Origin of the sequence: Sphingomonas sp. (assembly GCF_036402235.1) — a bacterium.
Classification (GTDB): Bacteria; Pseudomonadota; Alphaproteobacteria; order Sphingomonadales; family Sphingomonadaceae; genus Sphingomonas.
Window position 1 is genome coordinate 150,766 of sequence record NZ_DASWTG010000019.1, and the last position, 22,262, is coordinate 173,027.

The 22,262-nt window shown below is 69.0% G+C and carries 26 protein-coding genes and 1 pseudogene; 21 read left to right on the plus strand and 6 right to left on the minus strand.

What is annotated here, in order from left to right; all coding sequences use genetic code 11:
* Positions 1–2: 2 nt before the first annotated feature.
* On the minus strand, positions 3–626 hold the full coding sequence (locus VGD28_RS03845; RefSeq protein ID WP_331026997.1) for a DnaA ATPase domain-containing protein: 624 nt from the start codon (positions 624–626) through the stop codon (positions 3–5).
* On the minus strand, positions 623–1,879 hold the full coding sequence (locus tag VGD28_RS03850) for a heavy-metal-associated domain-containing protein (protein ID WP_331026998.1): 1,257 nt from the start codon (positions 1,877–1,879) through the stop codon (positions 623–625). Before VGD28_RS03850 ends, VGD28_RS03845 begins: the two co-directional genes overlap by 4 nt.
* Before the next feature lie 229 nt (positions 1,880–2,108).
* Between VGD28_RS03850 and purM the strand changes: the two genes are divergently transcribed.
* From purM to VGD28_RS03925, 15 genes are all read left to right on the plus strand, one after another.
* Positions 2,109–3,203, plus strand: a complete 1,095-nt coding sequence (gene purM, locus VGD28_RS03855) for a phosphoribosylformylglycinamidine cyclo-ligase (RefSeq protein WP_331026999.1) — start codon at positions 2,109–2,111, stop codon at positions 3,201–3,203.
* A gap of 201 nt (positions 3,204–3,404) precedes the next feature.
* Positions 3,405–3,926 (plus strand): phosphoribosylglycinamide formyltransferase, encoded by a 522-nt coding sequence (gene purN, locus VGD28_RS03860; protein ID WP_331027058.1) that lies wholly within the window; start codon positions 3,405–3,407, stop codon positions 3,924–3,926.
* Complete coding sequence (locus tag VGD28_RS03865; protein ID WP_331027000.1) at positions 3,923–4,300, plus strand: MmcQ/YjbR family DNA-binding protein; 378 nt, start codon at positions 3,923–3,925, stop codon at positions 4,298–4,300. Before purN ends, VGD28_RS03865 begins: the two co-directional genes overlap by 4 nt.
* Before the next feature lie 194 nt (positions 4,301–4,494).
* The gene (locus tag VGD28_RS03870) at positions 4,495–5,190 is read left to right on the plus strand and encodes an endonuclease/exonuclease/phosphatase family protein (protein WP_331027001.1); all 696 of its coding nucleotides are present in this window, start codon (positions 4,495–4,497) and stop codon (positions 5,188–5,190) included.
* Between the two features lie 10 nt (positions 5,191–5,200).
* On the plus strand, positions 5,201–7,492 hold the full coding sequence (locus VGD28_RS03875) for a patatin-like protein (protein WP_331027002.1): 2,292 nt from the start codon (positions 5,201–5,203) through the stop codon (positions 7,490–7,492).
* A 63-nt stretch (positions 7,493–7,555) separates the two neighbouring features.
* Positions 7,556–7,891, plus strand: coding sequence for a lipopolysaccharide assembly protein LapA domain-containing protein (locus VGD28_RS03880; protein ID WP_331027003.1), 336 nt, complete (start codon positions 7,556–7,558; stop codon positions 7,889–7,891).
* Positions 7,888–8,562: an orotidine-5'-phosphate decarboxylase gene (gene pyrF / locus VGD28_RS03885; RefSeq protein WP_331027004.1), complete on the plus strand. Its 675-nt coding sequence runs from the start codon at positions 7,888–7,890 to the stop codon at positions 8,560–8,562. The genes VGD28_RS03880 and pyrF overlap by 4 nt, the downstream gene beginning before the upstream one ends.
* 5 nt (positions 8,563–8,567) lie before the next feature.
* Positions 8,568–9,071: a GNAT family N-acetyltransferase gene (locus tag VGD28_RS03890; protein WP_331027005.1), complete on the plus strand. Its 504-nt coding sequence runs from the start codon at positions 8,568–8,570 to the stop codon at positions 9,069–9,071.
* Positions 9,072–9,120: 49 nt separating this feature from the next.
* Positions 9,121–9,759, plus strand: a complete 639-nt coding sequence (locus VGD28_RS03895; protein WP_331027006.1) for a phosphoribosylanthranilate isomerase — start codon at positions 9,121–9,123, stop codon at positions 9,757–9,759.
* A gap of 138 nt (positions 9,760–9,897) precedes the next feature.
* Entirely contained in the window at positions 9,898–11,109 is a 1,212-nt protein-coding gene (trpB, locus tag VGD28_RS03900; RefSeq protein WP_331027007.1) for a tryptophan synthase subunit beta, read from the plus strand.
* 118 nt (positions 11,110–11,227) lie between these two features.
* Entirely contained in the window at positions 11,228–12,028 is an 801-nt protein-coding gene (trpA, locus tag VGD28_RS03905) for a tryptophan synthase subunit alpha (protein WP_331027008.1), read from the plus strand.
* Positions 12,025–12,885, plus strand: a complete 861-nt coding sequence (gene accD / locus VGD28_RS03910; RefSeq protein ID WP_331027009.1) for an acetyl-CoA carboxylase, carboxyltransferase subunit beta — start codon at positions 12,025–12,027, stop codon at positions 12,883–12,885. Before trpA ends, accD begins: the two co-directional genes overlap by 4 nt.
* Positions 12,886–12,926: 41 nt before the next feature.
* A complete protein-coding gene (locus VGD28_RS03915) occupies positions 12,927–13,319 on the plus strand; it encodes an endonuclease domain-containing protein (protein WP_331027010.1) in 393 nt (130 codons plus the stop codon).
* 28 nt (positions 13,320–13,347) lie between these two features.
* Positions 13,348–14,679 carry a bifunctional folylpolyglutamate synthase/dihydrofolate synthase gene (locus tag VGD28_RS03920; protein ID WP_331027011.1) on the plus strand — a complete coding sequence of 444 codons (1,332 nt, stop codon included), beginning with the start codon at positions 13,348–13,350 and terminating at the stop codon, positions 14,677–14,679.
* 71 nt (positions 14,680–14,750) lie between these two features.
* Positions 14,751–15,179, plus strand: a complete 429-nt coding sequence (locus VGD28_RS03925) for a DUF6628 family protein (protein WP_331027012.1) — start codon at positions 14,751–14,753, stop codon at positions 15,177–15,179.
* A gap of 4 nt (positions 15,180–15,183) precedes the next feature.
* Here the strand turns inward: VGD28_RS03925 and VGD28_RS03930 are convergent, their stop codons facing one another.
* From VGD28_RS03930 to VGD28_RS03940, 3 genes are all read right to left on the minus strand, one after another.
* Entirely contained in the window at positions 15,184–15,939 is a 756-nt protein-coding gene (locus VGD28_RS03930; protein ID WP_331027013.1) for a tetratricopeptide repeat protein, read from the minus strand.
* Positions 15,936–17,309 (minus strand): AmpG family muropeptide MFS transporter, encoded by a 1,374-nt coding sequence (locus tag VGD28_RS03935; RefSeq protein ID WP_414714462.1) that lies wholly within the window; start codon positions 17,307–17,309, stop codon positions 15,936–15,938. Before VGD28_RS03935 ends, VGD28_RS03930 begins: the two co-directional genes overlap by 4 nt.
* Positions 17,310–17,784: 475 nt before the next feature.
* Positions 17,785–18,216 carry a response regulator gene (locus VGD28_RS03940; protein WP_331027014.1) on the minus strand — a complete coding sequence of 144 codons (432 nt, stop codon included), beginning with the start codon at positions 18,214–18,216 and terminating at the stop codon, positions 17,785–17,787.
* Between the two features lie 104 nt (positions 18,217–18,320).
* Here VGD28_RS03940 and VGD28_RS03945 point away from each other — a divergent pair, with 104 nt between their 5' ends.
* The 6 genes and pseudogenes from VGD28_RS03945 to VGD28_RS03970 all read left to right on the plus strand — a co-directional run bounded on the left by VGD28_RS03945 (position 18,321) and on the right by VGD28_RS03970 (position 20,946).
* Positions 18,321–19,550: a pseudouridine synthase gene (locus VGD28_RS03945; protein ID WP_331027015.1), complete on the plus strand. Its 1,230-nt coding sequence runs from the start codon at positions 18,321–18,323 to the stop codon at positions 19,548–19,550.
* A complete protein-coding gene (gene rsmD / locus VGD28_RS03950; protein ID WP_331027016.1) occupies positions 19,547–20,086 on the plus strand; it encodes a 16S rRNA (guanine(966)-N(2))-methyltransferase RsmD in 540 nt (179 codons plus the stop codon). Before VGD28_RS03945 ends, rsmD begins: the two co-directional genes overlap by 4 nt.
* Before the next feature lie 18 nt (positions 20,087–20,104).
* Positions 20,105–20,299 (plus strand): stability determinant, encoded by a 195-nt coding sequence (locus tag VGD28_RS03955; protein WP_331027017.1) that lies wholly within the window; start codon positions 20,105–20,107, stop codon positions 20,297–20,299.
* A pseudogene (locus VGD28_RS03960) lies at positions 20,271–20,360 on the plus strand (type II toxin-antitoxin system mRNA interferase toxin, RelE/StbE family); the annotation flags it as partial. The gene VGD28_RS03955 and the pseudogene VGD28_RS03960, both read left to right, overlap by 29 nt.
* A gap of 55 nt (positions 20,361–20,415) precedes the next feature.
* Positions 20,416–20,550, plus strand: coding sequence for a type II toxin-antitoxin system mRNA interferase toxin, RelE/StbE family (locus VGD28_RS03965; protein WP_331027018.1), 135 nt, complete (start codon positions 20,416–20,418; stop codon positions 20,548–20,550).
* A gap of 75 nt (positions 20,551–20,625) precedes the next feature.
* Positions 20,626–20,946 (plus strand): hypothetical protein, encoded by a 321-nt coding sequence (locus tag VGD28_RS03970; RefSeq protein ID WP_331027019.1) that lies wholly within the window; start codon positions 20,626–20,628, stop codon positions 20,944–20,946.
* Here VGD28_RS03970 and VGD28_RS03975 read toward each other — a convergent pair.
* A complete protein-coding gene (locus tag VGD28_RS03975; RefSeq protein WP_331027020.1) occupies positions 20,943–22,208 on the minus strand; it encodes an MFS transporter in 1,266 nt (421 codons plus the stop codon). The two genes, VGD28_RS03970 and VGD28_RS03975, sit on opposite strands and share 4 nt — an antisense overlap.
* Positions 22,209–22,262: the final 54 nt, after the last annotated feature.

The following is a 22,262-nucleotide window of genomic DNA, read 5'->3' on the forward strand; positions in this document are numbered from 1 at the left end:
GTTCAGGGTTGCGCGCCCGGCTCCCTGAGCAGGCCGGACGCGGTGAGTGTGGACTTCGCCGCCGGGATCGACAAGCGCCGGTTACGGCGGCGGCTGACATCCTCCTCCAGCGCCTCCGCAGTGCGCAGGATCGTCAGATAGTCCCGCTCGATCCGCCGCATGATCCAGGCCACTACATCGGGATTTGCGACAATCTCGTGACGGTCGAGCAATTGCTGCAGGATCTCCGCCGCCAGTACGTCGCCGGGCTGCTCGATCCGCGCTACCGCACTGGCGTTGAGCCGCGATCGCAGGTCGGGCAGCCGGATCTGCCATACCGGCGGCGCGTCGTCGGCGACCAGGAACAATGGCTTGTGTGCGGCCTGCGCCTCGTTCCAGGCGTGGAACAGCATCGTCTCGCTCTGCCGGTCGGCCTCGTCGATCATCGTGCCGCCGCTGCGCATCGCCATCGTCCGCGCCAGCAGGCTGCGGCCGGACTTGCGCGGGCCGGTGATGATCGCCGCCATGACCGGCCAGGTCGCCCAATGCTCCAGGATATGGACTGCCTTGGAATTGCCCTCGCCGATCAGGAACTTGTCCTCACGCGCGCCGGCTGGCCGGTCGAGCGGCAGCGAAAGCTGGCTCATTCGTCGATGCTGTTCCCGGCGGCCGTCGGCGGGGGCGCGGACGCTGGTGCCGGGGCATTGCCGCCGCGGCGGATGCGCAGCACGCCCGGCCCTTCCTCGACCTGCCAGCCGCGTGCCCGCAACGCCGCGGACAGCGACGCCTGGCTGCCGTCAAAGGTCACGCGCATCAGCGAGATGCCGCCCAGTGCCATGCTGGTGGTCGAGGCGGAGGTGACGCCCGGCACCGCGCGCATCGCCGCTTCGCCGCTGTTGAGCGCAGCGACGCTCGGCGTGTCGAACTGGATCGTCAGCGCGGTGCCGGTCGCTGCCACGGGCAGGTCGGTCGGCTCGACCGGCGCTTCCTCGCCCGTCTCCTCCACCGGAAGCTCGGGCTTGGGCGGCTCGGTCACCAGCAGCCGGTCGGTGCGCAGCCGCCCGGAGCGCAGCGCATCCTGATAGGCCTTGTCGATCCGCTGGATCCCGGCGTCTATCAGCGCGGGCAGCGCGTTGCCGTCGTTCACCCGCAGCACGAACTGCGCGATCCGCACATTGTCCGGCCCGTGCCCGGCGGTGAACACGCCGACGACCGGCCCGCCCGGATAGCTGCGCCGCAGCTCAACCGTCGGCACCAGCACGTCGTCCGCGCCATATTGATCGAGGATCGCGCGCCACCAGCCGCGGCCGTTGCGCCCGATCTGCCCCGCATTCATCAGCAGCCGGTCCGGCCCGCTGCCCGCCGGGCGCACATAGTCGATCGCGCTGTTGCCGGTGCGGAATCGCTTCCACCCCTCGACGAACGCGCTGTTTCCCTCGAACACGCGATGGCTTCCGCCCGAGACCTGGACCGGGATCAGCAGCATCGGGGGCGATCGCATCATCTGCGCGCCCACGCCCAGGATCGATGCCGATCGGTTGCGGTCGAACAGCACGCCGAGCTTGGCGACATAGCGGTTCGGCCCGATCTGCTCGCGCTCGACGATGATTCCGGTGACCAGACCGTCCAGCGCCGAATCGCCCAGCGTGGATCCCTGGCCGGTGAGCCGCTGCGCCAGCATGGTCCATGCCTTGCGCTGCGCCAGCCGCCAGCCGCCCAGACGCGCCGATTCGGCATCCTTGGCGCGCACGTCGATGTCGACTCCGCTGACCTCGAAGCTGCCCGAGCTGTCGCCCGCGTCCGCTGCGGCTTTCGGCGCGCCCTTCTCCGCCTGCGCGAGCGCGAACCCTGCCGTGGCGAGCAGCGCGGCGGCGGCGGTCGTGGCGAAGGCGGGGGACATGCGACGCGACATTCGCCGCCCTTTTGGCGAAGCAGGCGAACGAAGCCAAGGGTTATCCGCGATAATCCGCCCCCGCTAGGGGGAAGTGGCGCCCAAGGCGTCGGAGGGGAGGATTTCCGAACTCTCGTTCTGGCCTCCGCCCCCTCCGTCATGCTTCGCATGCCACCTCCCCCTGGCGGGGGAGGATTATGAGTTCCGATTCTCGCAACTCGGCGCTAAGCGCACGCGCATGACCGATCCCAAGCCCTATACCTATGCCCAGGCGGGCGTCTCGATCGATGCCGGCAACGCGCTGGTCAAGGCGATCGCTCCGCTCGCCCGCTCCACGCGCCGTCCGGGCGCCGACGCCGATCTCGGCGGGTTCGGCGGGCTGTTCGACTTGAAGGCCGCGGGCTTCGCCGATCCGCTGCTGGTCGCTGCCAATGACGGGGTCGGCACCAAGCTCAAGCTGGCGATCGAGCATGACCATCACGAGGGCGTCGGCATCGATCTCGTCGCCATGTGCGCCAACGACCTGATCGTGCAGGGCGCCGAGCCACTGTTCTTCCTCGACTATTTCGCCACCGGAAAGCTGGTCAACGGCGTCGCCGAGCGTGTCGTCGCGAGCATCGCCGAGGGCTGCATCCAGGCCGGCTGCGCGCTGATCGGCGGCGAGACCGCCGAGATGCCCGGCATGTATGCCGATGGCGACTATGACCTTGCCGGCTTCTGCGTCGGCGCGGTCGAGCGCGACCGGCTGCTCGACGGCAAGAAGATCGCGCCGGGCGACGTCATCCTCGGGCTCGCCTCGACCGGCGTGCACAGCAACGGCTATTCGCTCGTCCGCCGCCTCGCCGCGGACAAGGGCTGGAAGCTCGATCGCCCCGCGCTGTTCGATCAGGAGACGATCCTGCTCGACGCGCTGATGGCGCCGACCCGCATCTATGTGAAGAGCCTGCTCCCGCTGCTGCGCGACGGCGCGATCAACGGCCTCGCCCACATCACCGGCGGCGGCCTGCTCGAGAACATCCCGCGCGTCCTGCCCGATGGCTGCCACGCCCGCGTCGACGCCGATGCCTGGGCGCAGCCGCGGCTGATGGCGTTCCTTCAGGCGCAGGGCAATATCGAGCCGGAAGAGATGGCGCGCACCTTCAACTGCGGCATCGGCATGGTCGCCCTGGTATCGGCGGACAAGGCCGATACCGTCGCGAAGGCGCTCGAAGCCGCGGGCGAGACCGTCCACCGCATCGGCGCGATCGAGGCCGGCCAGCGCGGCTGCACCGTCGCGGGCAGCGCCGGGACGTGGAGCGCCCGTGCAGCGTGGAGCGCAACGCATAATGCTTAACCCTCCCCCGCCAGGGGGAGGTGGCGCGCGAGGCGCGACGGAGGGGGAGGAAACCCCAACGTACGTTCTGGAATCCGCCCCCTCCGTCAGCTTGCAGCTGACACCTCCCCTTGGCGGGGGAGGATTGTTTCGGCATGATCGGGCTGGGCGGTGGCGGTGAAACGCAAGCTCGGCATCCTCATCTCCGGCCGCGGCTCCAACATGATGGCGCTGGCAGATGCCGCGCGCGATCCCGCTTGCCCCTATGAGGTCGCGCTGGTCGCCTCGGACAAGCCCGAAGCGCCCGGCCTCGCCTGGGCGGCTGACCACGGCATCGCGATCTTCGCCCAATCCCCCAAGGGCATGCCAAAGGCCGATTACGAAGCCGCGATCGACACCGCCCTGCGCGCAGCCGGCGTCGAAGCCATTGCCCTCGCCGGCTATATGCGCCTGCTCACCGACGATTTCGTCGCGCGTTGGCGCGGCCGCATCGTCAACATCCACCCGTCGCTGCTCCCCAAATACAAGGGCCTCGACACCCACGCGCGAGCGATCGAAGCGGGCGACAGTCACGGCGGCTGCTCGGTGCATATCGTGACCGAGGAGCTCGATGGCGGCGAGGTGCTGGGTCAGGCCGAAGTGCCGATTCTCCCCGGCGATACCCCCGACACCCTCGCCGAACGCGTGCTCGCCGAGGAACATCGCCTTTATCCCCGCATTGTCGCGGAATGGCTCGGCAGATGACCCCTCAGGCGGCAGCGGCGCTCCACAAGCTCCGCGCCGCCGCGCTCGCCCTGCCCGAGGCGGACGAGAAGCTCTCCCACGGCATGCCCGCCTTTTTCATCACCAAGGGCAAGATGTTCGCCTATTTCTGGCACCATCATCATGGCGACGACATCACCGCCGCGATCGTCAAGACCAGCGGGCCGGAGGAGCAGGCGATGCTGATCGAGCTGGAGCCGGACCTCTATTACCGCCCGCCCTATTTCGGCCCGTCGGGCTGGATCGGCATGCATCTCGACCGCCCGGACATCGATTGGGACCGCGTCGCCGATCGCGTCGCGATCAGCTGGGAACTGGTCGCCCCGCGGCGGTTGCTGGAGGCTGGCGGGCGCTGAGGCCGCATCCCAATCCTCCCCCGCCAGGGGGAGGTGGCGCCGAAGGCGTCGGAGGGGGAGGAAACCCCAACGCCCGTACTGGCATCCGCCCCCTCCGTCAGCTTTCAGCTGACACCTCCCCCTGGCGGGGGAGGATTGAACTTCCGCGAACCCAATCTCTTGCCCTTGCCCTCCCCACCCTCCAAACAGGATCGATGCTGAAGGTCGCCAGCTACAACATGCGCAAGTCGATCGGGACCGACCGGCGCCGCCGCCCCGAGCGCACGCTCGAGGTGCTGCGCGAGATCGATGCCGACGTCATCACGCTGCAAGAGGCCGACCGCCGCTTCGGCACGAAACAGGGCGTGATCACCCCGCACATGCTCGACGAGCACAGCCCGTGGAAGGCGGTGCAGTTCGGCGTGCGCAGCGGCAGCATGGGTTGGCACGGCAACGCCATCCTGGTGCGCAAGGACGCGCAGATCCTCGATTGCGAAATCATCCATCTTCCTGCGCTGGAGCCGCGCGGCGCGGTGATGGCCGACCTGCGCATCCATGGCGAGGCGCTGCGCGTGGTCGGCATGCATCTCGACCTGTCCGGCCTGTGGCGGCGGCGGCAGGCGCACGCCATCCTCGCCCATCTCGACAGCAGCGAGCGCAAGATGCCCACGGTGATGATGGGCGATCTCAACGACTGGACCGCCCAGTCGGGCTGCCTCAAGGATTTCGCGCGCCACTTCGCCTTTGCCGAGACCGGCCGTTCCTTCCACGCCCGCCGCCCGGTCGCGCGGCTCGACCGGATCATGGTCTCCCCCGGACTCTCGGTCGCCGATTGCGGCGTGCACGAAAGCCCGGCATCGCGCACCGCATCGGATCACCTGCCCGTCTGGGCCTCGCTGGAGCGCAAATGAATTGAACGGGGTGCGCGAACGGGAGCTGCGGCTGGCGCTGGTCTGCTATGGCGGGATCAGCCTCGCCGTCTACATGCACGGCATCACCAAGGAGGTGTGGCACCTCGCCCGCGCCAGCCGCGCGCATCGCGACGGCGATGCGCCGGGCACCGGCAGCGAGGCGGTCTACCACGCCCTGCTCGACGAGATCGGCGAGAGCACCGGCATCCATCTGCGCGCGATGGTCGATATCGTCGCGGGCGCCAGCGCAGGCGGGATCAACGGCGTGTTCCTGGCGCAGGCCGCGGCGACCGGCCAGTCGCTCGATCCGCTCACCGATCTGTGGCTCAAGGTCGCCGATGTCGAGGCATTGCTCAACCCGGAGCAGGGTCCCTCGCACCGCCTCGCCAAGGTCTGGGCGATCCCGATTGCCTGGATGCTCACCCGCGAGGGCTCCACCGTGGACGAGACCGTCGAGCCCGGCGCGCGCGAAGAGGTTCGCGCCAAGCTCGAGAAGTTCGTGCGCTCGCGCTGGTTCGAACCGCCCTTCGGCGGCAAGGAACTGCTCGACATGATGCTCGACGCGCTCGACGCGATGGCGAAGGCGCCCGCCGGTCCGCGCCTGCTTCCGGCGGGGCAGCCGCTCGACCTGTTCGTCACCGTCACCGATTTCCGCGGCCACCCCGAGCGGCTCAAGCTCAACTCCCCGCCCGAAGTGGTCGAGACCGAGCATCGCCTGGTCTTCTCGTTCAGCGATCATGGCGACGCCGCCGCACCCTTCGCCCATCCCGCCGAGCTCGCCTTCGCCGCGCGCGCTACCTCCAGCTTCCCCGGCGCCTTCCCGCCCGCGACGGTGGGCGAGCTCGACGCCGTCCTCGCCGCGCGCGGCATGGACTGGCCGGGGCGCGAGGCGTTCCTCGAACATGTCCTGCCGCGCCAGTACGCCGCGGGCGCCGCGGACAAGGCGACGCTGATCGACGGATCGGTCCTCGCCAACGCGCCTTTCCGCCCGGCGATCGACGCGCTCAAGGAGCGGCCCGCGCGGCGCCAGATCGACCGCCGCTTCGTGTTCATCGATCCGACGCCCGGCCACCGCCTCGGCTTCTACAGCGAGGCACCGGACAATCCCGGCTTTTTCCAGACGATCATCGGCGCGTTGTCCGAACTGCCGCGCCAGCAGCCGATCCGCGACAATCTGGAGGCGATCGGGCTGCGCTCGGCGCGGATCGAGCGGATGCTGGCGATCGTCGAGCGCATCCGCGCCGAAGTCGAGGCGCAGGTCGAATCGCTGTTCGGCTACACGCTGTTCCTCGACTATCCGACGCCCAAGCGCCTGTCCGCCTGGCGCAGCCGCGCGCAGGTCTCGGCCGCCGCCAAGGCGGGCTACGGTCACGCCGCCTATGGCATGCTCAAGGTCGAGGGCGTGGCGGACCGCATTGCCACGCATCTCCACCAGATCGGCGACCAGCCCGGCCCCGACCGCTGGCGGCGCATCCGCGACGCGATCGGCGCTGAGATCGTCCGGCGCGGCGCCGACGATTTCGGCACCAGCCATCCCGGCTCGGCCAGCCCCGCGACGCTCGACCTGCTCCGCGCGCACGATCTCGGCTTCCGCATCCGCCGCCTGCGCCTGCTCGCGCGGCGGATGACCGAGCTCGACCAGGAGCATGAGAATGCCGAGCTCACGCCGATGCGCGAGGCGATCTACGAATCGCTCGCCGGCTATCTCGAATGTCAGCGCGCCGATCCCTTTCTCGGCCTGCGCGAGGCGATCCGCGCCGCCGATCTCGATGCCGGCGCGCTGCTCGATAGTCTTGCCGCGCGCATGGACCTGCGCACGCTCGATCACGAGACCGACGCCCGGCTCTCCGCTGGCCTCAGCGCGCTGTCGAAGGATATGCGGCGGCCGATGCTGCTCGCCTATCTCGGCTTCCCCTTCTTCGACATCGCGACGCTGCCCCTCCTCCAGGGCGAGGGCCTCAACGAGTTCGACCCTATCCGCGTCGATCGCATCTCGCCGGACGACGCCACCTCGATCCGCAAGGGCGGTGCGCGCGCCACGCTCAAGGGCACGCAGTTCAACAATTTCGGCGCCTTCTTCAGCCGCGCTTACAGGGAGAATGATTACCTCTGGGGACGCCTCCACGGCGCCGAACGCCTTGTGGACATCCTTCTCTCCACCCTCCCCGCCAATGCGACGCTTGGACCCGGCCGTCTCGACACCATCAAGCGGACGATCTTCCACGCTATCCTCGACGAAGAGGAGGCGCGTCTCATGGCGATCCCGACCCTCTTCTCCCAGCTCCGCGCGGAGATCGGCTGAGGCTGGCCAATCCGGCCCGCCCGTCCTAAAGCTACCCGAAACGACAAAGGATCATTCGCGCGGATGCAGTTTCTGAAGGCATTGTTCTGGTTCCTGATCCTGGGCCTCATCGCGGCCTTCGCGGTCACCAACTGGCATCCGGTCGAGATTCAGCTGTGGAGCAATCTCGTCGCCGACGTGAACCTGCCCTTCCTGCTGTTCGTCGTGTTCCTCGTCGGCTTCCTGCCGATGCTGCTGCTCTACCACACCGTGCGCTGGCGCAGCCGTCAGCGGATCGCGATGCTCGAGCGCACGGTCGAGGAGATGCGCAACCTCCACGCGACCGCCCCCGCTCCCGCGATGCCGATCCAGCCCGATCCGCCCGAAACGCCCTCCGCGCCGCCGCTGGTGACGCCATGAGCAGCCCCATCTATGTCGCGCTCGACACCCCCGACCTCGAGCGCGCCAAGACCATCGCCAAGCGCGTCCGCCACCATGTCGGCGGGATCAAGCTCGGCCTGGAATTCTTCATGGCGAATGGCCGGCAGGGCGTGCACGAAATGGCCGATATCGGCCTGCCGATCTTTCTCGACCTGAAGTTCCACGATATTCCCAATACGGTCGGCAAGGCGGTGCAGGCGCTGCGCCCGCTCGAGCCCGCGATCATCACCGTCCACGCCGCCGGCGGCCGCGCGATGCTCGAGGATGCCAAGGCGGCCGCGCCCATGGGGACGAAGGTAGTCGCGGTGACGATGCTCACCAGCCTCGACGCCAGCGATCTCACCTCGATCGGCCTTTCCCCCGATCCGCACGAGCAGGTCGTCCGCCTCGCCGAGCTGGCCAAGTCGGCAGGCGTCGACGGCATCGTCTGCTCGGGCGAGGAAGTGAAGGCCGCGCACGATGCATGGAAGGACGGCTTCTTCGTCATTCCCGGCGTGCGCCCCGCCAACGGCAGTTCGGGCGACCAGAAGCGAATCGTCACTCCGCGCGCGGCGCTCGACGCCGGCGCCTCGATCCTCGTCATCGGCCGCCCGATCACCCAGGCCGAAGACCCCGATCTCGCCGCGCGCGAGATCGAGGCGACGCTCTAGGCACAATGGCGATCATCCGACCGGCAACCGAAGCCGATCTCGCTCCCCTCCATCCTGTCGTCGAGCGCGCCTATCGCGGCGACAGCGCCCGCGCGGGCTGGACTCACGAAGCCGATCTCGTCACCGGCGAGCGCACCGACCTCGAAACGCTGCGCTCGTTGCTCGATGGCGACAGTCGCCTGCTGGTCGCCCTCGACGGCGACACGATCCTCGGCTGCGTCAACGTTTCGAGCCGCGGCGGCGGCCTCGCCTATCTCGGCCTGCTCTGCGTCGATCCGCAGCTTCAGGCGGGCGGCATCGGCAAGCAGCTGGTCGCCGCCGCCGAGGCTACCGCACGCGATACCTTCGCCGCCGCTCGCATCGAGATGACCGTGATCGACCGCCGTGCCGAGCTGATCGCCTGGTACGTCCGACACGGCTACGCGCCATCCGGCGAGACCCGGCCCTTCCCGGTCCGGCTCGATCCACCCCTGTCGATGGTGGTTCTGGTCAAGCCGCTCGCGGCCTGACGCAACTTCCGCTTGCCGAATCACCGCGTCCGCCCGATTGACGGCGGCGATGCCGGTCACTGCCAAGATCTGCGGCCTTTCCACCGCCGCGACGCTCGACACGGCCGTGGCCGGTGGCGCCAGTCATGTCGGCTTCGTCTTCTTCCCGCCCTCTCCGCGCCATGTGACCTTCGATCAGGCCGCCGCGCTCTCGGCGCGTGTGCCCGCCCAGACCGGCAAGGTCGGCGTGTTCGTCGATCCCGAGGATACGCTGCTCGAGTCTGCGATCCGCGCCGCGCGGCTCGATGCGATCCAGCTCCACCGCGTCACGCCCGAGCGCGCCGCCGCGATCGGCGCGCGCACCCGCCTGCCGGTCTGGGCCGCGGTCGCGGTCAAGACCCGGGCCGATCTCGATGCCGCCAACGGCTTCCGCGGTGCGGTCCAGCGCCTGCTCTACGACGCCAAGGTGCCCGAGGACGCGAAGCTCCCCGGCGGCATGGGGATGCGCTTCGACTGGACCTTGCTCCAGGGCTTCGTCCATCCGCTGCCCTGGGCGCTGTCAGGTGGCCTCGATCCCGCCAATGTCGCCGAAGCGGTCGGCATCACCGGCGCCCGGCTGGTCGATGTCTCCTCCGGCGTCGAATCCGCGCCCGGCGTCAAGGACGCATCAAAGATCGCCGCGTTTCTAAAGACGGTCGAGTCCCTCTGATCCGTTCGTCCCCGGACCTGATCCGGGGTTGTCGAAGCATTGTTCTTCTTCGGCCGACATCGCGGGAATGGCCCTTCGACAAGCTCAGGGCGAAGGGGGCTTGGAGATAAGCCAAGTCGCGCCTAAACGCCCCTCACGATGAACGCGCCCAACTCCCTGCGTAACCAGCCCGACGAGCGCGGGCATTTCGGCCAGTTCGGCGGCCGCTACGTCGCCGAGACGCTGATGCCGCTGATCCTCGATCTCGAGCGCGAGTACCGCGCGGCCAAGGCGGATCCGGCATTCCAGGCCGAGTTCGACGGGCTGATGAAGCATTATGTCGGCCGCCCCAGCCCGCTCTATTTCGCCGAACGCCTCACGCAGCACTACGGCGGCGCGAAGATCTACTTCAAGCGCGAGGAGCTGAACCACACCGGCGCACACAAGATCAACAACTGCATCGGCCAGATCCTGCTCGCCATCCGCATGGGCAAGAAGCGGATCATCGCCGAAACTGGCGCGGGCCAGCACGGCGTCGCCACCGCCACCGTCTGCGCGCGCTTCGGCCTGCCCTGCACGATCTTCATGGGCGCCAAGGACATCGAGCGCCAGCAGCCCAATGTGTTCCGCATGAAGCTGCTCGGCGCCGAGGTCCGCCCCGTCACCAGTGGCTCGCAGAGCCTCAAGGATGCGATGAACGAGGCGCTGCGCGACTGGGTCGCGACCGTGCACGACACCTTCTACATCATCGGCACCGCCGCCGGCCCGCATCCGTACCCCGAGCTGGTGCGCGACTTCCAGAGCGTGATCGGCACCGAGAGCCGGGCGCAGATGCTCGAGACCGAGGGCCGCCTGCCCGACCTGCTGATCGCCGCAGTCGGCGGGGGCAGCAATGCGATCGGCCTGTTCCACCCCTTCCTCGACGATCCGGACGTCGCGATGGTCGGCGTCGAGGCCGCGGGCAAGGGCATCGACACCAGCGAGCATGCCGCCAGCCTCACCGGCGGCGCGCCCGGCATCCTCCACGGCAACAAGACCTATCTGCTGCAGGATGAGGACGGCCAGATCACCGAGGCGCACTCGATCTCCGCCGGCCTCGACTATCCCGGCATCGGCCCCGAGCATAGCTGGCTGCACGAAAGCGGCCGGGTCGAGTACCTTCCGATCACCGATACCCAGGCGCTCGACGCCTTCCAGCTCTGCTGCAAGCTCGAAGGCATCATCCCGGCGCTCGAAAGCTCGCACGCGCTGGCAGCATTGGAGACCAAGGCACGGGAAATGAACGCGGATCAGATCATCCTCGTCAACGTCTCCGGCCGCGGCGACAAGGATATCTACACCGTCGCCCAGGCGATGGGGGCGGAGATATGAGCCTCAACCGCAATCCCGACATATCCCGTCACCCCAGCGAAAGCTGGGGTCTCTATCCACAGGCGCGCGCCCAGCGGCACAAGACCCCAGCCTTCGCGGGGATGACGGAGTTGGCGCGATGACCCGCCTCACCTCCGCCTTCGCCGCTGCCGCCGCGCAGCACCGCGCCGCGCTCGTCACCTTCGTCACCGCGGGGGACGGCGATACCGCCGCGATCCTCGACGCGCTCGTTTCCGGCGGCGCCGATGTGATCGAGCTCGGCATGCCCTTCACCGATCCGATGGCCGATGGCCCGGCGATCCAGGCCGCCAACCTGCGCAGCCTCGCCGCGGGCACGCGCACCGCGGACGTCCTTGCCATCGCCGCTGCCTTCCGCCGGCGCCATCCGGAAGTGCCGCTGGTGCTGATGGGCTATGCCAACACCATGACCCGCCCGACGCCCGAAGCCTTCGCGCAGCGGGCGGCGGAAGCGGGCGTCGATGGCACGATCATCGTCGACATCCCGCCTGAGGAGGCCGATGAGATCGCGCCCTTCGCCGCGCACGGTATCGCCACGATCCGCCTCGCGACCCCTACGACCGATGCCGCCCGCCTGCCCGCGGTGCTGAGCGGCGCCAGCGGTTTCCTCTATTACGTCTCGGTCGCCGGGATCACCGGGCTGCAGCAGGCCGCGCAGGACAGCATCGAGGCCGCGGTCGCGAAGCTCAAGGCCGCCACCGACCTGCCCGTCGCGGTGGGCTTCGGCGTCCGCACGCCCGAGCAGGCTGCCGCGATCGGCCGCGTCGCCGACGGCGTGGTGGTCGGCTCGGCGATCATCGATCTGATCGCGGCCAACGGCGCCGATGCGCCCGCCGCGGTCCGCACCTATATCCAATCCCTTAGCGAAGCCCTCAAGGCCGCTCGAAAGGAACCCGCATGAGCTGGCTCACCCGCGTCCGCAACGCGCTGTCGTTCGTCGTCCCGAACAAGGCGGAGACGCCCGACAATCTCTGGCACAAGTGCAAGGGCTGCGGGCAGATGGTCTTCACCCGCGAGCTGCAGGAGAACATGTCGGTCTGCCCGATCTGCGACCATCACGAGCGGATCGGCGGCAAGGCGCGGTTCGAGCAGCTGTTCGACCCGGGCTACACCATCCTCCCCAGCCCGAAGGTGACCGAGGATCCGCTCAAGTTCCGCGACCAGAAGCCCTATCCCGCCCGCATAAAGGCCGCGCGTGCCAGCACCGGCGAGCAGGATGCCTTCCTCAACGCGAGCGGCACGATCGACGGCCAGCGCGCAGTGATAGGCGTGCAGGACTTCGCCTTCATGGGCGGATCGATGGGCCAGGCGGTGGGCGAAGCGTTCATCGCCGGTGTCGAGGCCGCGATCGCCGCGAAGGCGCCCTACATCGTCTTCACCGCCTCGGGCGGCGCGCGCATGCAGGAGGGTATCCTGTCGCTCATGCAGATGCCGCGCAGCACCGTCGCGATCCAGATGCTTCACGACGCCGGCCTGCCTTATATCGTCGTGCTCACCGATCCCACCTCGGGCGGCGTGATGGCGGCCTATGCGATGCTGGGCGACGTCCAGATTGCCGAGCCCAAGGCCACCCTCGCCTTCACCGGCCGCCGCGTGATCGAGAACACGATCCGCGAGAAGCTGCCCGACGATTTCCAGACGTCGGAATATTATCTCGACCACGGCCTGATCGACATGGTCGTCCACCGCAAGGAGCTGCGCGAGAAGCTCAGCCAGCTGATCGGGCTGCTGGTCGGCGGGGATAAGGCGGCGGCATAAAAGCCCCTCCCCTTCAGGGGAGGGGTTGGGGTGGGGGCGACATGGCAACCGAACGCGAGCTATCCGAATTCGCCAGGCAGCTGCGTCGCAACCCCACCGAATGGGAAATCCGCCTTTGGCGTCACCTTTCCAACTCACAACTCGGCGGCTACAAATTTCGTCGGCAAGCGAAGTTCGCGCCCTATATCGTCGACTTCTTCTGCCCATCCAAAGGGTTGATCATTGAATTGGATGGAGACACCCATTCCCCCGAAAGTGACGAAGCGCGGGATATCTACTTCCTCCGATCCGGCTTCACGACGCTCCGTTTCTCGAACGCCGAGGTTCGGGAGAATCTGGAAGGCGTCCTTCAAACGATCCTTGCAAAGTTGAGCTCCCTTCCCGACCGCTGGCCGGGCTTCGCGACGACGCCCCCACCCCAACCCCTCCCCTAAAGGGGAGGGGCTTTAGAGCCACTCGCCAATGCCCGACCACGCCACCTCATCCCACCCTGCCGTCCAGCGCCAGCTCGATCGCCTCTGGGCGCTCGGCCCGGGCGCCGACATTCTCGGCCTCGGCCGCATCACAGCACTGCTCGATCGCATCGGCAACCCGCACCTTGCCCTTCCGCCCGTGCTCCACGTCGCCGGCACCAACGGCAAGGGCTCGACCTGCGCCTTCCTGCGCGCCGCGATCGAGGCCGCGGGCCTCACCGCGCACGTCTATTCCAGCCCGCACCTCGTCCGCTTCAACGAGCGGATCCGCCTCGCCGGTAACCTGATCGACGACGACGCTCTCGCCACGCTGCTCGAGGAAGTTCTCGACGCCGGCGGCGATATCGGCGCCAGCTTCTTCGAGGTGACGACCGCCGCCGCCTTCCTCGCCTTCGCGCGCACGCCTGCCGATGCCTGCATCGTCGAGGTCGGCTTGGGCGGCCGCCTCGACGCCACCAACGTCATTCCCGCCCCTGCCGCCTGTGCGATCGCCCAGCTCGGCATCGATCATCAGGCGTTCCTCGGCGACACCGCCGAAATCATCGCGGGGGAGAAGGCCGGGATCGCCAAGCCCGGCGTCCCGCTGGTCACGATGGCCTATTCCGCATCCGTCACCGAACGCATCGCCGAGGTCGCGGGCGCAGCGGACGCACCCGTCCTGACATGCGGCCATGCCTGGGATTACCAAGTCGCGAGCGACCGCCTCCTCTATCGCGACGCCAACGGCACCGTCGAAACCCCGCTCCCGGCGCTGGCCGGGCCGCACCAGCCAGGCAATCTCGCGCTCGCCCTCGCCGCGCTGCGTCACCAGCAGCGCCTGGCAATACCGTCCGCCGCGCTCGCGGCCGCCGCCACCGCCGCCCGCTGGCCCGCACGCATGCAGCGCCTCTCTCCCGGCCCGCTGCTCGATCTGCTCCCGCCCGGAGGCCAGCTCTGGCTCGACGGCGGCCATAACGAGGCGGCCGCGCACTCCGTCAGCGCTGCGCTGGAACAGGTGGCGCAGGGCCGCGATATCCACCTCGTCCTCGGCATGCTCGCCAACAAGGACGCCGCCGGCCTGCTCGCGCCCTTCGCGCCGCTCGCCGCCTCGCTTACCGCGATCCCCGTCCCCGGCCACGCCCATCACGCGCCAGCCGATCTCGCCCAAGCCGCACGCAGGCTCGGTATTCCGGCAACCGCCACCGCCCAGAACCCTGAGTCGGCACTGCGCCGCATCGCCGCGGCTCTCGGCTCGAACGGTTCGCCACCGCTCATCCTCATCCTCGGCTCGCTCTACCTCGCAGGCGAGGTGCTCCGCGCGAACGACGAGCTCCCCGACTGACTCTTATTGCGATTGACTATCAATAACAGTCTGTCAGGATAGCCGGACGAATCGAATCCGGAGTCCGCCGCATGACCGCAATCGCAACGCTCGGCCACGCCCTGCCCCGCCTCCAGCCGGAGGATCCCGGCGCGCGGCTGCTGTTGTTCGGCATCCGCCAGATGGGCGCGGGCGGCCTTCACGACGCTGCCGCGGCGCACGCCTTCGTCACCGCGTTCGGCCGCGACTTCCGCCGTCCGCTGGTCCTGCTGCGCTCGCTGATGGCAGAGATGTCCACCGCCTCCGCCGGCCCGATCCAGATCGCGCCCTGGTGCTGCGCACGCATGACCGCGGCCGAGAGCGCGACGCTCGAGAGCATCGCCCGCGCGCCCCACGATCCGGCGCGCGCGCATCTGTTGCTCGCCGACCTGCTCGGCGTGCGTCAGGCCGACGGCGTCCTCGCCACCGCGCACGCGCTCGCCAACGCCTTCGCCGATCTCGGCCTGCCGCTCGAAGCCTAGAAGCCTAGGCTGCGTCCTTCGCGCGCAGCCGCGTCAGCGTCTCGGCGGCCCAGCGGTACATCTCGGCCTCCGCCGCGCGCTGCTGCCGGTCGAGCCGCTTGGCGCGCGCTTCGACCTCCTCCAGCTGCTTGCGCGCCTTGTTCTCCCAGCCCTCGGCCAGAAGCAGCGCGGCATAGCGGCACCGCGCCTCCTCGCCCGGCAGCCTGGTGACGACATCGCCGTAGAGCGCCAGCGCCTCCTCGTTGCGGCCCAGATGCTCCAGCATCCGCGCGCGCAACAGCGTCTGCCGGTCGCGCTCGCCCTGCCCCGCGGGCGGTTCCAGCCCGTCGAGCAGCCCCAGCGCCTCGCCGGCATGCCCCTGCTCGAAGATCGTGCGCGCCAGCTTGGCCTGTGTCCGCGCATCGTCGGGCGCCCGGGCCAGCGCCTCGCGATAGGCCGCTTCGGCCTCGCTCCACCGGCCGAGCTCGCCCGCCGCGTCGCCCAGCCGCACCCGGTTCGCCACCGTATCGGTCAGCTCCAGCGCGTCGCGCGCCGCGCGCAGCTCGCGCTCGGGGTCGAGCGCCGCGGTCGCCTTGGCGCGCACCGTCCGCACATGCCGGTTGCCCTGCAATCCGGGCAGGATCTCGACGATGAAATAGGCGATCGCGCCGACCATCGGCAGGAAGATCAGCGCCGTCAGCCACAGCGGATTGCGCCCGGTCTTCACCAGATGCACCACGCAGGTCACCTGCACCGCAAGGATGGCGAGCCAGACGATCATCGTGCCGCTTCGGGTTCCGCATCGGCCCGGGCGCCGCCCTCGCCCTCGGTCCCGGCATTGCCGATCGACCGGTCGACGAGACCGGTGCGCATCATCCACCAGAAGATGACGATCCCCGGCACCGCCACCGCCCCGGTGAGCAGATAGAAGTTCACATAGCCCATCGCCTCGATCAGCGATCCCGCGCTGGTGCCGGTGATGAACCGCCCGACGATGCTCGCGGCAGCAGAGATCAGCGCATATTGCGCCGCTGTGTAGCGCAGGTCGGTGAGCGCCGAGAAATACGCCACCAGCACCACCCCGCCGATGCCGCTCGCGAAGTTCTCGAAGCACATCGCCGCCGCCATCACCAGGTTCGAATGGCCGATCGCCGCCAGCCCCGCGAAGGAGAGGTTGGAGATCGCCATCAGCACCAGGCTCAGCAGCACCGACCGCTTCATCCCCATGCGGACATAGAGGATGCCGCCGACGAAGATGCCGATCATCAGCGCGAAGAAGCCGAGCCCGACATCGTAAAAGGCGATCTCATCGTTGCTGAAGCCAAGGTCGTCGAACAGCAGCCTCACGGTCAACTGGCTCAGCGTGTCACCCAGCTTGTGGACGAGGATGAAGAGCAGCACGATCAGCGCGCCCTCACGCGTGAAGAACTGCTGGAACGGCCCCCAGATCGACCTCGCGACCTGCCGGATACCCTTGCGCTGCGCCGCCTCGCGGTGCCGCGCCGGCTCGCCGACGACGATGCCGGCGATCACCGCGGGCAGCACGAACAGCGCGCACGCCATATAGGCGGCTTCCCAGCCCATCCGCGCCGCGATCACCAGCGCCAGCGCGCCCGCGCTCGCCGACCCGATGCGCCAGCCATATTGCGACATGCCCGATCCGACGCCGAGCTGGCGCGGCTCCAGGATCTCGATTCGGAAGCCGTCGATCACGATGTCATAGGTCGCGCCCGCCACGCCGACCAGGATCGCGGCAGTGATGATCGGAGCGATATTGTTCGGATCAGGCGGGGTGAGCGCCAGATTGACCACCGCCGCCGCGACCAGCACCGCGGAGACGATCAGCCACGATACGCGCTGCCCCAGCCTGCCGAGCAGCGGGATGTGCACGCCATCGACGATCCACGCCCAGATCCATTTGAGGTTATACACCAGGATCGCCAGCGTGAAGGCTGTGATCGTCGACTTGTCGATCCCCTGCTGCGCCAGCCGCGAGGTCAGCGTCGCGCCGATCATCGCATAGGGAAAGCCCGACGAGATGCCGAGCGCCAGCGCGGCGAGCGGCGCGGTCTCGAAATAGGGGCGCACCGCCTCGGGCAGTTCGTCGCGCCAGTTCGCCGGTGCAACCGCACGCGCCGCGAAGAACGCCACGATCAGCGCGCCTGCGCCGGCGAACAGCCCGAATGAAGGCGCGAACACCGCGCCCGCCTCGCGCAGTGCCTTGGGCGGCGCATAGATGGTGTAGAGCGCGGCAATCAGGATCAGCGCCAACCCGACCACGCTCCCGGCGACCAGCATCGACGCCCCGCCGCGCTGCCGCCAGATCAGGCTCGCCCCAAGCGTGATCAGCACCACCATCAGCGCGATGTTGAAGGTCATGGACGGCGCGAGACTGATACCCGGCCCCGTGACGCCCCTCGCGATGTCGATCCCGCGGCCGATCACCGGTGAAGCGCCGACCAGCGTCGCGGACATCCACGGCAGCAGCAGCGACGCCAGCGCCGCCACCAGCCCAAGCTGAGCGATCACATAACCGAAACCGCTCTTCTCTTCCGTCCGCTGCATCCCCGCCCCTTTGTCCGGCAATCGCGCGACCCTAGCGGCAAAAACGGCGATGCAAAGCCCTTCAGGCGACGGACTGGAAGAGCTTCAGGCTCGCCGGCACGCGGCGCGGGGCTTTGCCGTCGAGCAGCGCCTCGACGATCGCGATCGCACGCAGCAGGTCTCGCTGCGGATAGGGCTTGAACAGGCAGCCAAGGCCGATCGCCTCCACCGCGTCGGGCCGCCGCCCGGTCACGATCAGCGCCGGCAGGCCTTTTGCCTGTGCCGCATGGGCCACCGCGCTGCCGTCGCCGTCGCGCAGGCCCAGATCGACCAGCACCAGGTCGATCGCCTTGCGGCTCCCGATATGCCCGATCGCCTCGCCCACCGAATCGGTGGTGGCGACCACCGTGAAGCCCTCCTCGGTCAGGAAATGCTCGATGTCGAACGCGACCAGCGGCTCGTCCTCGACGATCAGCAGCCGTGTGACCCGCCGGTTCTTCTTCCCGAACAACATGACCCACCCACAATGTTACGCCGCCAGAACGCGCTAGGCCGGTTCGCGGCTCCGGCCGCACAAGAATTTTGCGCCAGACGCCAACCCGCTGTATCGCGCCGCGAATGTCCCCGCCATCATCCCAGGACGCGCCCCGAGAGGGGGAACGCATCGCAAAGCTGCTCGCCCGTGCCGGAATCGCGTCGCGCCGTGAGGTCGAGCGGATGATCGCCGAGGGGCGGGTCGCGATCGACGGCGCAACGCTGACGACCCCCGCCACCGTCCTCCCCTCGCTGCGCGGCGTGACGGTCGACGGCAATCCGGTGGCAGCTCCCGCGCCCGCGCGCCTGTTCCGCTTCCACAAGCCGTCAGGCCTGCTCACCACCGAGCGCGATCCCGCAGGCCGCCCGACCATCTACAGCAAGCTGCCCAGGGGCCTGCCCCGCCTGATGCCCGTCGGCCGGCTCGACCTCGCGACCGAGGGCCTCCTGCTGATGACCACCGATGGCGAGCTCAAGCGCCAGCTCGAGCTCCCCGCCACCGGGGTCGAGCGCAGCTACCGCGCCCGCGCCTATGGCGAGGTCAGCCAGGCGCAGCTCGAAGACCTCATGCTCGGTATCGAGATCGAGGGGGTGCGCTACGGCTCGATCGACGCCAATCTCGAACGCCGCACCGGCGCCAATGTGTGGATCGAGCTCACCCTGACCGAGGGCAAGAACCGCGAGGTGCGCCGCGTGCTCGAGCATCTCGGGCTCAAGGTCAGCCGCCTGATCCGCACCCGCTACGGCCCCTTCCATCTCGGCGACATGCCGGCGGGCGCGATCGACGAGGTGCGCCAGCACGATCTGATCCTGTTCCGCAACGCACTCGCCGGCCCCGGCGGCGGCAAGGTCGCGTCGAACCTGCAGCTGTCGAGCAAGGTCAAGGCGGTGAAGGCGGAAACCCCGGCCGAAACTGCTCCAATGCCTGACACCGCCCCGAACCGTGCTGAACGCCGCAGGGCGGTTGCTACAAATCCTCCCCGGAACGGGGAGGGGGACCGCGCGGCGAAGCCGCGTGGTGGAGGGGGCCCGAGGCAAGCGAAACGGTCAGGCGGAGGCGCGGCGCCTGAGAAGCCCCGTCCCACCGGACTGGAAAAGTTCGGCGTAGGCCAGCGCCGGCGCCAGCGCACAGCCGCCGAATCGAAGCGCGAAGCCGATCCCCGCAGCGTCACCGCGCCAAAACCCGCCAAGCCCAAACCCGCCCGCCCGCGCGTGGACGACGACGCCGGCCCGCTGCTCGACCGTCCCAAGCGCCGCTATCGCTCCGGCGATCGCCGCCCCCGCCCGCCGGGCAAGCGGGGGCCGCGCAAATGAGGATCATCGCCGGTCAGTGGCGCGGCCGCCCGCTCGCTGCGCCGAAAGGCGACGCCACCCGCCCCACCGCCGATCGCACGCGTGAGGCGCTGTTCTCGATGCTCCTGAGCCGCGTCGGCAGCTTCGAGGATCTCGCCGTCGCCGATCTCTTCGCCGGCTCGGGCGCCTTGGGGTTCGAGGCACTCTCGCGTGGCGCCGCCTCGTGCCTGTTCGTCGAGCAGGACCGTGCCGCGCTCGACGCCCTCCGCGCCAATGCCGAAAGGCTGGGCGTGCGCGCCGACATCCGCGCCACCTCGGTCCTCGCGCTCGGCCCGGCGCCGAAACCGATGGATCTGATCCTGATGGACCCGCCCTATGGCACCGGCGCGGGATCGGTCGCGCTCGACAAGCTCGCCCGCCTCGGCTGGACCGGCCCCGCCACCTGGATCAGCATCGAGACCGCGAAGAATGAAGCGGTCGAGGTCGCGGGCTTTGAGATCGACGCCGAACGCGTCCACGGCAAGGCGAAGCTCACGATCTTGCGCGCGGCGGGCTAGCGGCGCATATTTCCACACATGGGGAAGCTCGACCCCATCTACTCGGAATTCGACACCGAGGAGGAAGCGGAAGCCCATGACAAGTGGTTTCGCGCTCAGGTGGAGGCTGCGCTTGCCTCGACCGAACCCGACACGCCTCACGACCAGGTGATGGCGGAGATCGACGCGATCATCGAAAAGCACCGTGCAACGCAAGCTCGTCTGGGCCGCTGACGCGCGGCGCGACTTGCGCGACATCTTCGAATTTATCGCCGAGCGCAATCTTGCCGCTGCGCTTCGACTCCAGATACGGATTCGCGAAGGCGCCGAAAACGCGCTGACGCTACCGCTTGCCTACCGACCCCGGGCGGCTCGCCGACACGCGCGAGTTGATCGTCCATCCCAATTATATTCTCGTCTACCGCGTGTTCGAGGATCGTGTTCGTATTCTCCGCCTGCTCCACGCCCGCCAGCTTTACCCGTAAGCCGCGCTTCGACCGCATTGGTGGAACCAATTCGCACGCCGCGTCATTCTCGCCGGGGAACGGCGGAGGAACACGATGACCACAGGCAAGCTTCTCGCGATCGGGGTAGCCGTCATGCTGTTCGCCAGCCCGCCTGCCCCCGCTGCGGCGCAATGGCTCAACCCCACGCTCGATGCCCAGCGCTGGGACAATCTGCGCAAGCACCAGCAGCGCCAGCGCCAACGCGCGCAGCAGAAGCACCGGCAGGGCCAGCAGTCCGCCCGCGTCACCCTTGCCGAGCGTCAGGCCGCCTGGTCGCGCAACAAGGCCGAATATCGCCGCCGCATGCTGCGTGACGGCCCCGCCAGCGCCGACCGCTGGCTCGACGGCATCGTCCTGGCGAACCGCCGCCGCTAGGCGGCCTCGCGCCGCCCGCGCAACAGCAACAGCGCCACCAGGCTCAACACCGCCGCCGCGCTCAGATACCAGCCGACCGGTGTCAGCCCGCCCTTGAGCGCCAGCTTCTGCGCGAAGAACGGGGTCAGCCCGCCGCCGATCACCCCGGCGATGTTGAAGGTCATAGACGCGCCGGTGTAGCGCACGCGCGGCGGGAACAGGTCGGTCAGCCACGCACCCAGCGGCCCATAGACGAATCCCATCGCGAACAGCAGCAGCGACAGGAATACGAACACCCCGGCCAAGCCGCCGGCCATCAGCGGCGCCATCACGAACCCGCTCGCGGCGACCAGCACGCACCCGCCCGCCAGCACGCGGCGCGGGTCGAACTTCGCATCCGCCATCCATGCGGCAAGATAGATGCCCCCGGCCATGAACAGGATCGCGACCAGCTGGCACCCCAGGAAATCCCGCATCGAATAGCCGAGCGACTTGGTCCCCCAGCCGAGCAGGAATGCGGTGGCGACATAATAGGTCGCGAAGCACGCCACCGCGCCGATCGTCCCGCCCAGCAGCGCCCCGCCATGCCGCGTCACCACCTCGCCCAGCGGCACCTTGGGCGGGGGCGCCTCGGCCAGCGCCGCCTTGAATTCGGGCGTCTCGCCCAGCTTCAGCCGCACCCACAGCCCGACCGCGACCAGCGCCGCGGAGAGGATGAAGGGGATGCGCCAGCCCCAGCCGGCGAACTGCGCGGGCGTCATCATCACGCCGAGCAGCAGGAACAGCCCGTTGGCGGCGATGAACCCCGCGGGCGCACCCATCTGCGGCGCGCTGCCGAAGCGCGCGCGCCAGCCCGGCGGCGCATTCTCCACCGCCAGCAGCGCCGCCCCGCCCCACTCCCCGCCCAGGCCGAAGCCCTGCCCGAAGCGCAGCACGCACAGCGCCGCCGGCGCGATCCACCCGGCCATCTCATAGGTCGGCAGGAACGCCACCAGCGTGGTCGAAAGCCCCATCGTCAGCAGCGAGGCGACCAGCGTCGCCTTGCGCCCGATGCGGTCGCCATAATGGCCGAACACCGCGGCGCCCACGGGCCGCGCGAAGAAGGCGATCGACAGCGTCAGATACGCCCAGAGCTGCGTCTCCGCCTCGCTCCCGATGAAGAACAGCTTGCCGAACACCAAAGCCGCGGCGGTCGCGTAGATATAGAAATCGTAGAACTCGATTCCCGTCCCCACGAAGCTCGCCCAAAGCGCGCGGCGTTGCCGTGCCCGGTCAGCGTCCATCCATCACTCCCCGCCTTGCCGTTCCCTTCACCCGGCGGCCCGGCCGGGCGGGTC

Bases quoted from the DNA above. Each gene is read 5' to 3' on its own strand.
- VGD28_RS03845 (WP_331026997.1), bottom strand. From the start codon at position 626: ATGAGCCAGCTTTCGCTGCCGCTCGACCGGCCAGCCGGCGCGCGTGAG.
- VGD28_RS03850 (WP_331026998.1), bottom strand. From the start codon at position 1,879: ATGTCCCCCGCCTTCGCCACGACCGCCGCCGCCGCGCTGCTCGCCACG.
- purM (WP_331026999.1), top strand. From the start codon at position 2,109: ATGACCGATCCCAAGCCCTATACCTATGCCCAGGCGGGCGTCTCGATC.
- purN (WP_331027058.1), top strand. From the start codon at position 3,405: ATGATGGCGCTGGCAGATGCCGCGCGCGATCCCGCTTGCCCCTATGAG.
- VGD28_RS03865 (WP_331027000.1), top strand. From the start codon at position 3,923: ATGACCCCTCAGGCGGCAGCGGCGCTCCACAAGCTCCGCGCCGCCGCG.
- VGD28_RS03870 (WP_331027001.1), top strand. From the start codon at position 4,495: ATGCTGAAGGTCGCCAGCTACAACATGCGCAAGTCGATCGGGACCGAC.
- VGD28_RS03880 (WP_331027003.1), top strand. From the start codon at position 7,556: ATGCAGTTTCTGAAGGCATTGTTCTGGTTCCTGATCCTGGGCCTCATC.
- pyrF (WP_331027004.1), top strand. From the start codon at position 7,888: ATGAGCAGCCCCATCTATGTCGCGCTCGACACCCCCGACCTCGAGCGC.
- VGD28_RS03890 (WP_331027005.1), top strand. From the start codon at position 8,568: ATGGCGATCATCCGACCGGCAACCGAAGCCGATCTCGCTCCCCTCCAT.
- VGD28_RS03895 (WP_331027006.1), top strand. From the start codon at position 9,121: ATGCCGGTCACTGCCAAGATCTGCGGCCTTTCCACCGCCGCGACGCTC.
- trpB (WP_331027007.1), top strand. From the start codon at position 9,898: ATGAACGCGCCCAACTCCCTGCGTAACCAGCCCGACGAGCGCGGGCAT.
- trpA (WP_331027008.1), top strand. From the start codon at position 11,228: ATGACCCGCCTCACCTCCGCCTTCGCCGCTGCCGCCGCGCAGCACCGC.
- accD (WP_331027009.1), top strand. From the start codon at position 12,025: ATGAGCTGGCTCACCCGCGTCCGCAACGCGCTGTCGTTCGTCGTCCCG.
- VGD28_RS03915 (WP_331027010.1), top strand. From the start codon at position 12,927: ATGGCAACCGAACGCGAGCTATCCGAATTCGCCAGGCAGCTGCGTCGC.
- VGD28_RS03920 (WP_331027011.1), top strand. From the start codon at position 13,348: ATGCCCGACCACGCCACCTCATCCCACCCTGCCGTCCAGCGCCAGCTC.
- VGD28_RS03925 (WP_331027012.1), top strand. From the start codon at position 14,751: ATGACCGCAATCGCAACGCTCGGCCACGCCCTGCCCCGCCTCCAGCCG.
- VGD28_RS03930 (WP_331027013.1), bottom strand. From the start codon at position 15,939: ATGATCGTCTGGCTCGCCATCCTTGCGGTGCAGGTGACCTGCGTGGTG.
- VGD28_RS03940 (WP_331027014.1), bottom strand. From the start codon at position 18,216: ATGTTGTTCGGGAAGAAGAACCGGCGGGTCACACGGCTGCTGATCGTC.
- VGD28_RS03945 (WP_331027015.1), top strand. From the start codon at position 18,321: ATGTCCCCGCCATCATCCCAGGACGCGCCCCGAGAGGGGGAACGCATC.
- rsmD (WP_331027016.1), top strand. From the start codon at position 19,547: ATGAGGATCATCGCCGGTCAGTGGCGCGGCCGCCCGCTCGCTGCGCCG.
- VGD28_RS03955 (WP_331027017.1), top strand. From the start codon at position 20,105: ATGGGGAAGCTCGACCCCATCTACTCGGAATTCGACACCGAGGAGGAA.
- VGD28_RS03970 (WP_331027019.1), top strand. From the start codon at position 20,626: ATGACCACAGGCAAGCTTCTCGCGATCGGGGTAGCCGTCATGCTGTTC.
- VGD28_RS03975 (WP_331027020.1), bottom strand. From the start codon at position 22,208: ATGGACGCTGACCGGGCACGGCAACGCCGCGCGCTTTGGGCGAGCTTC.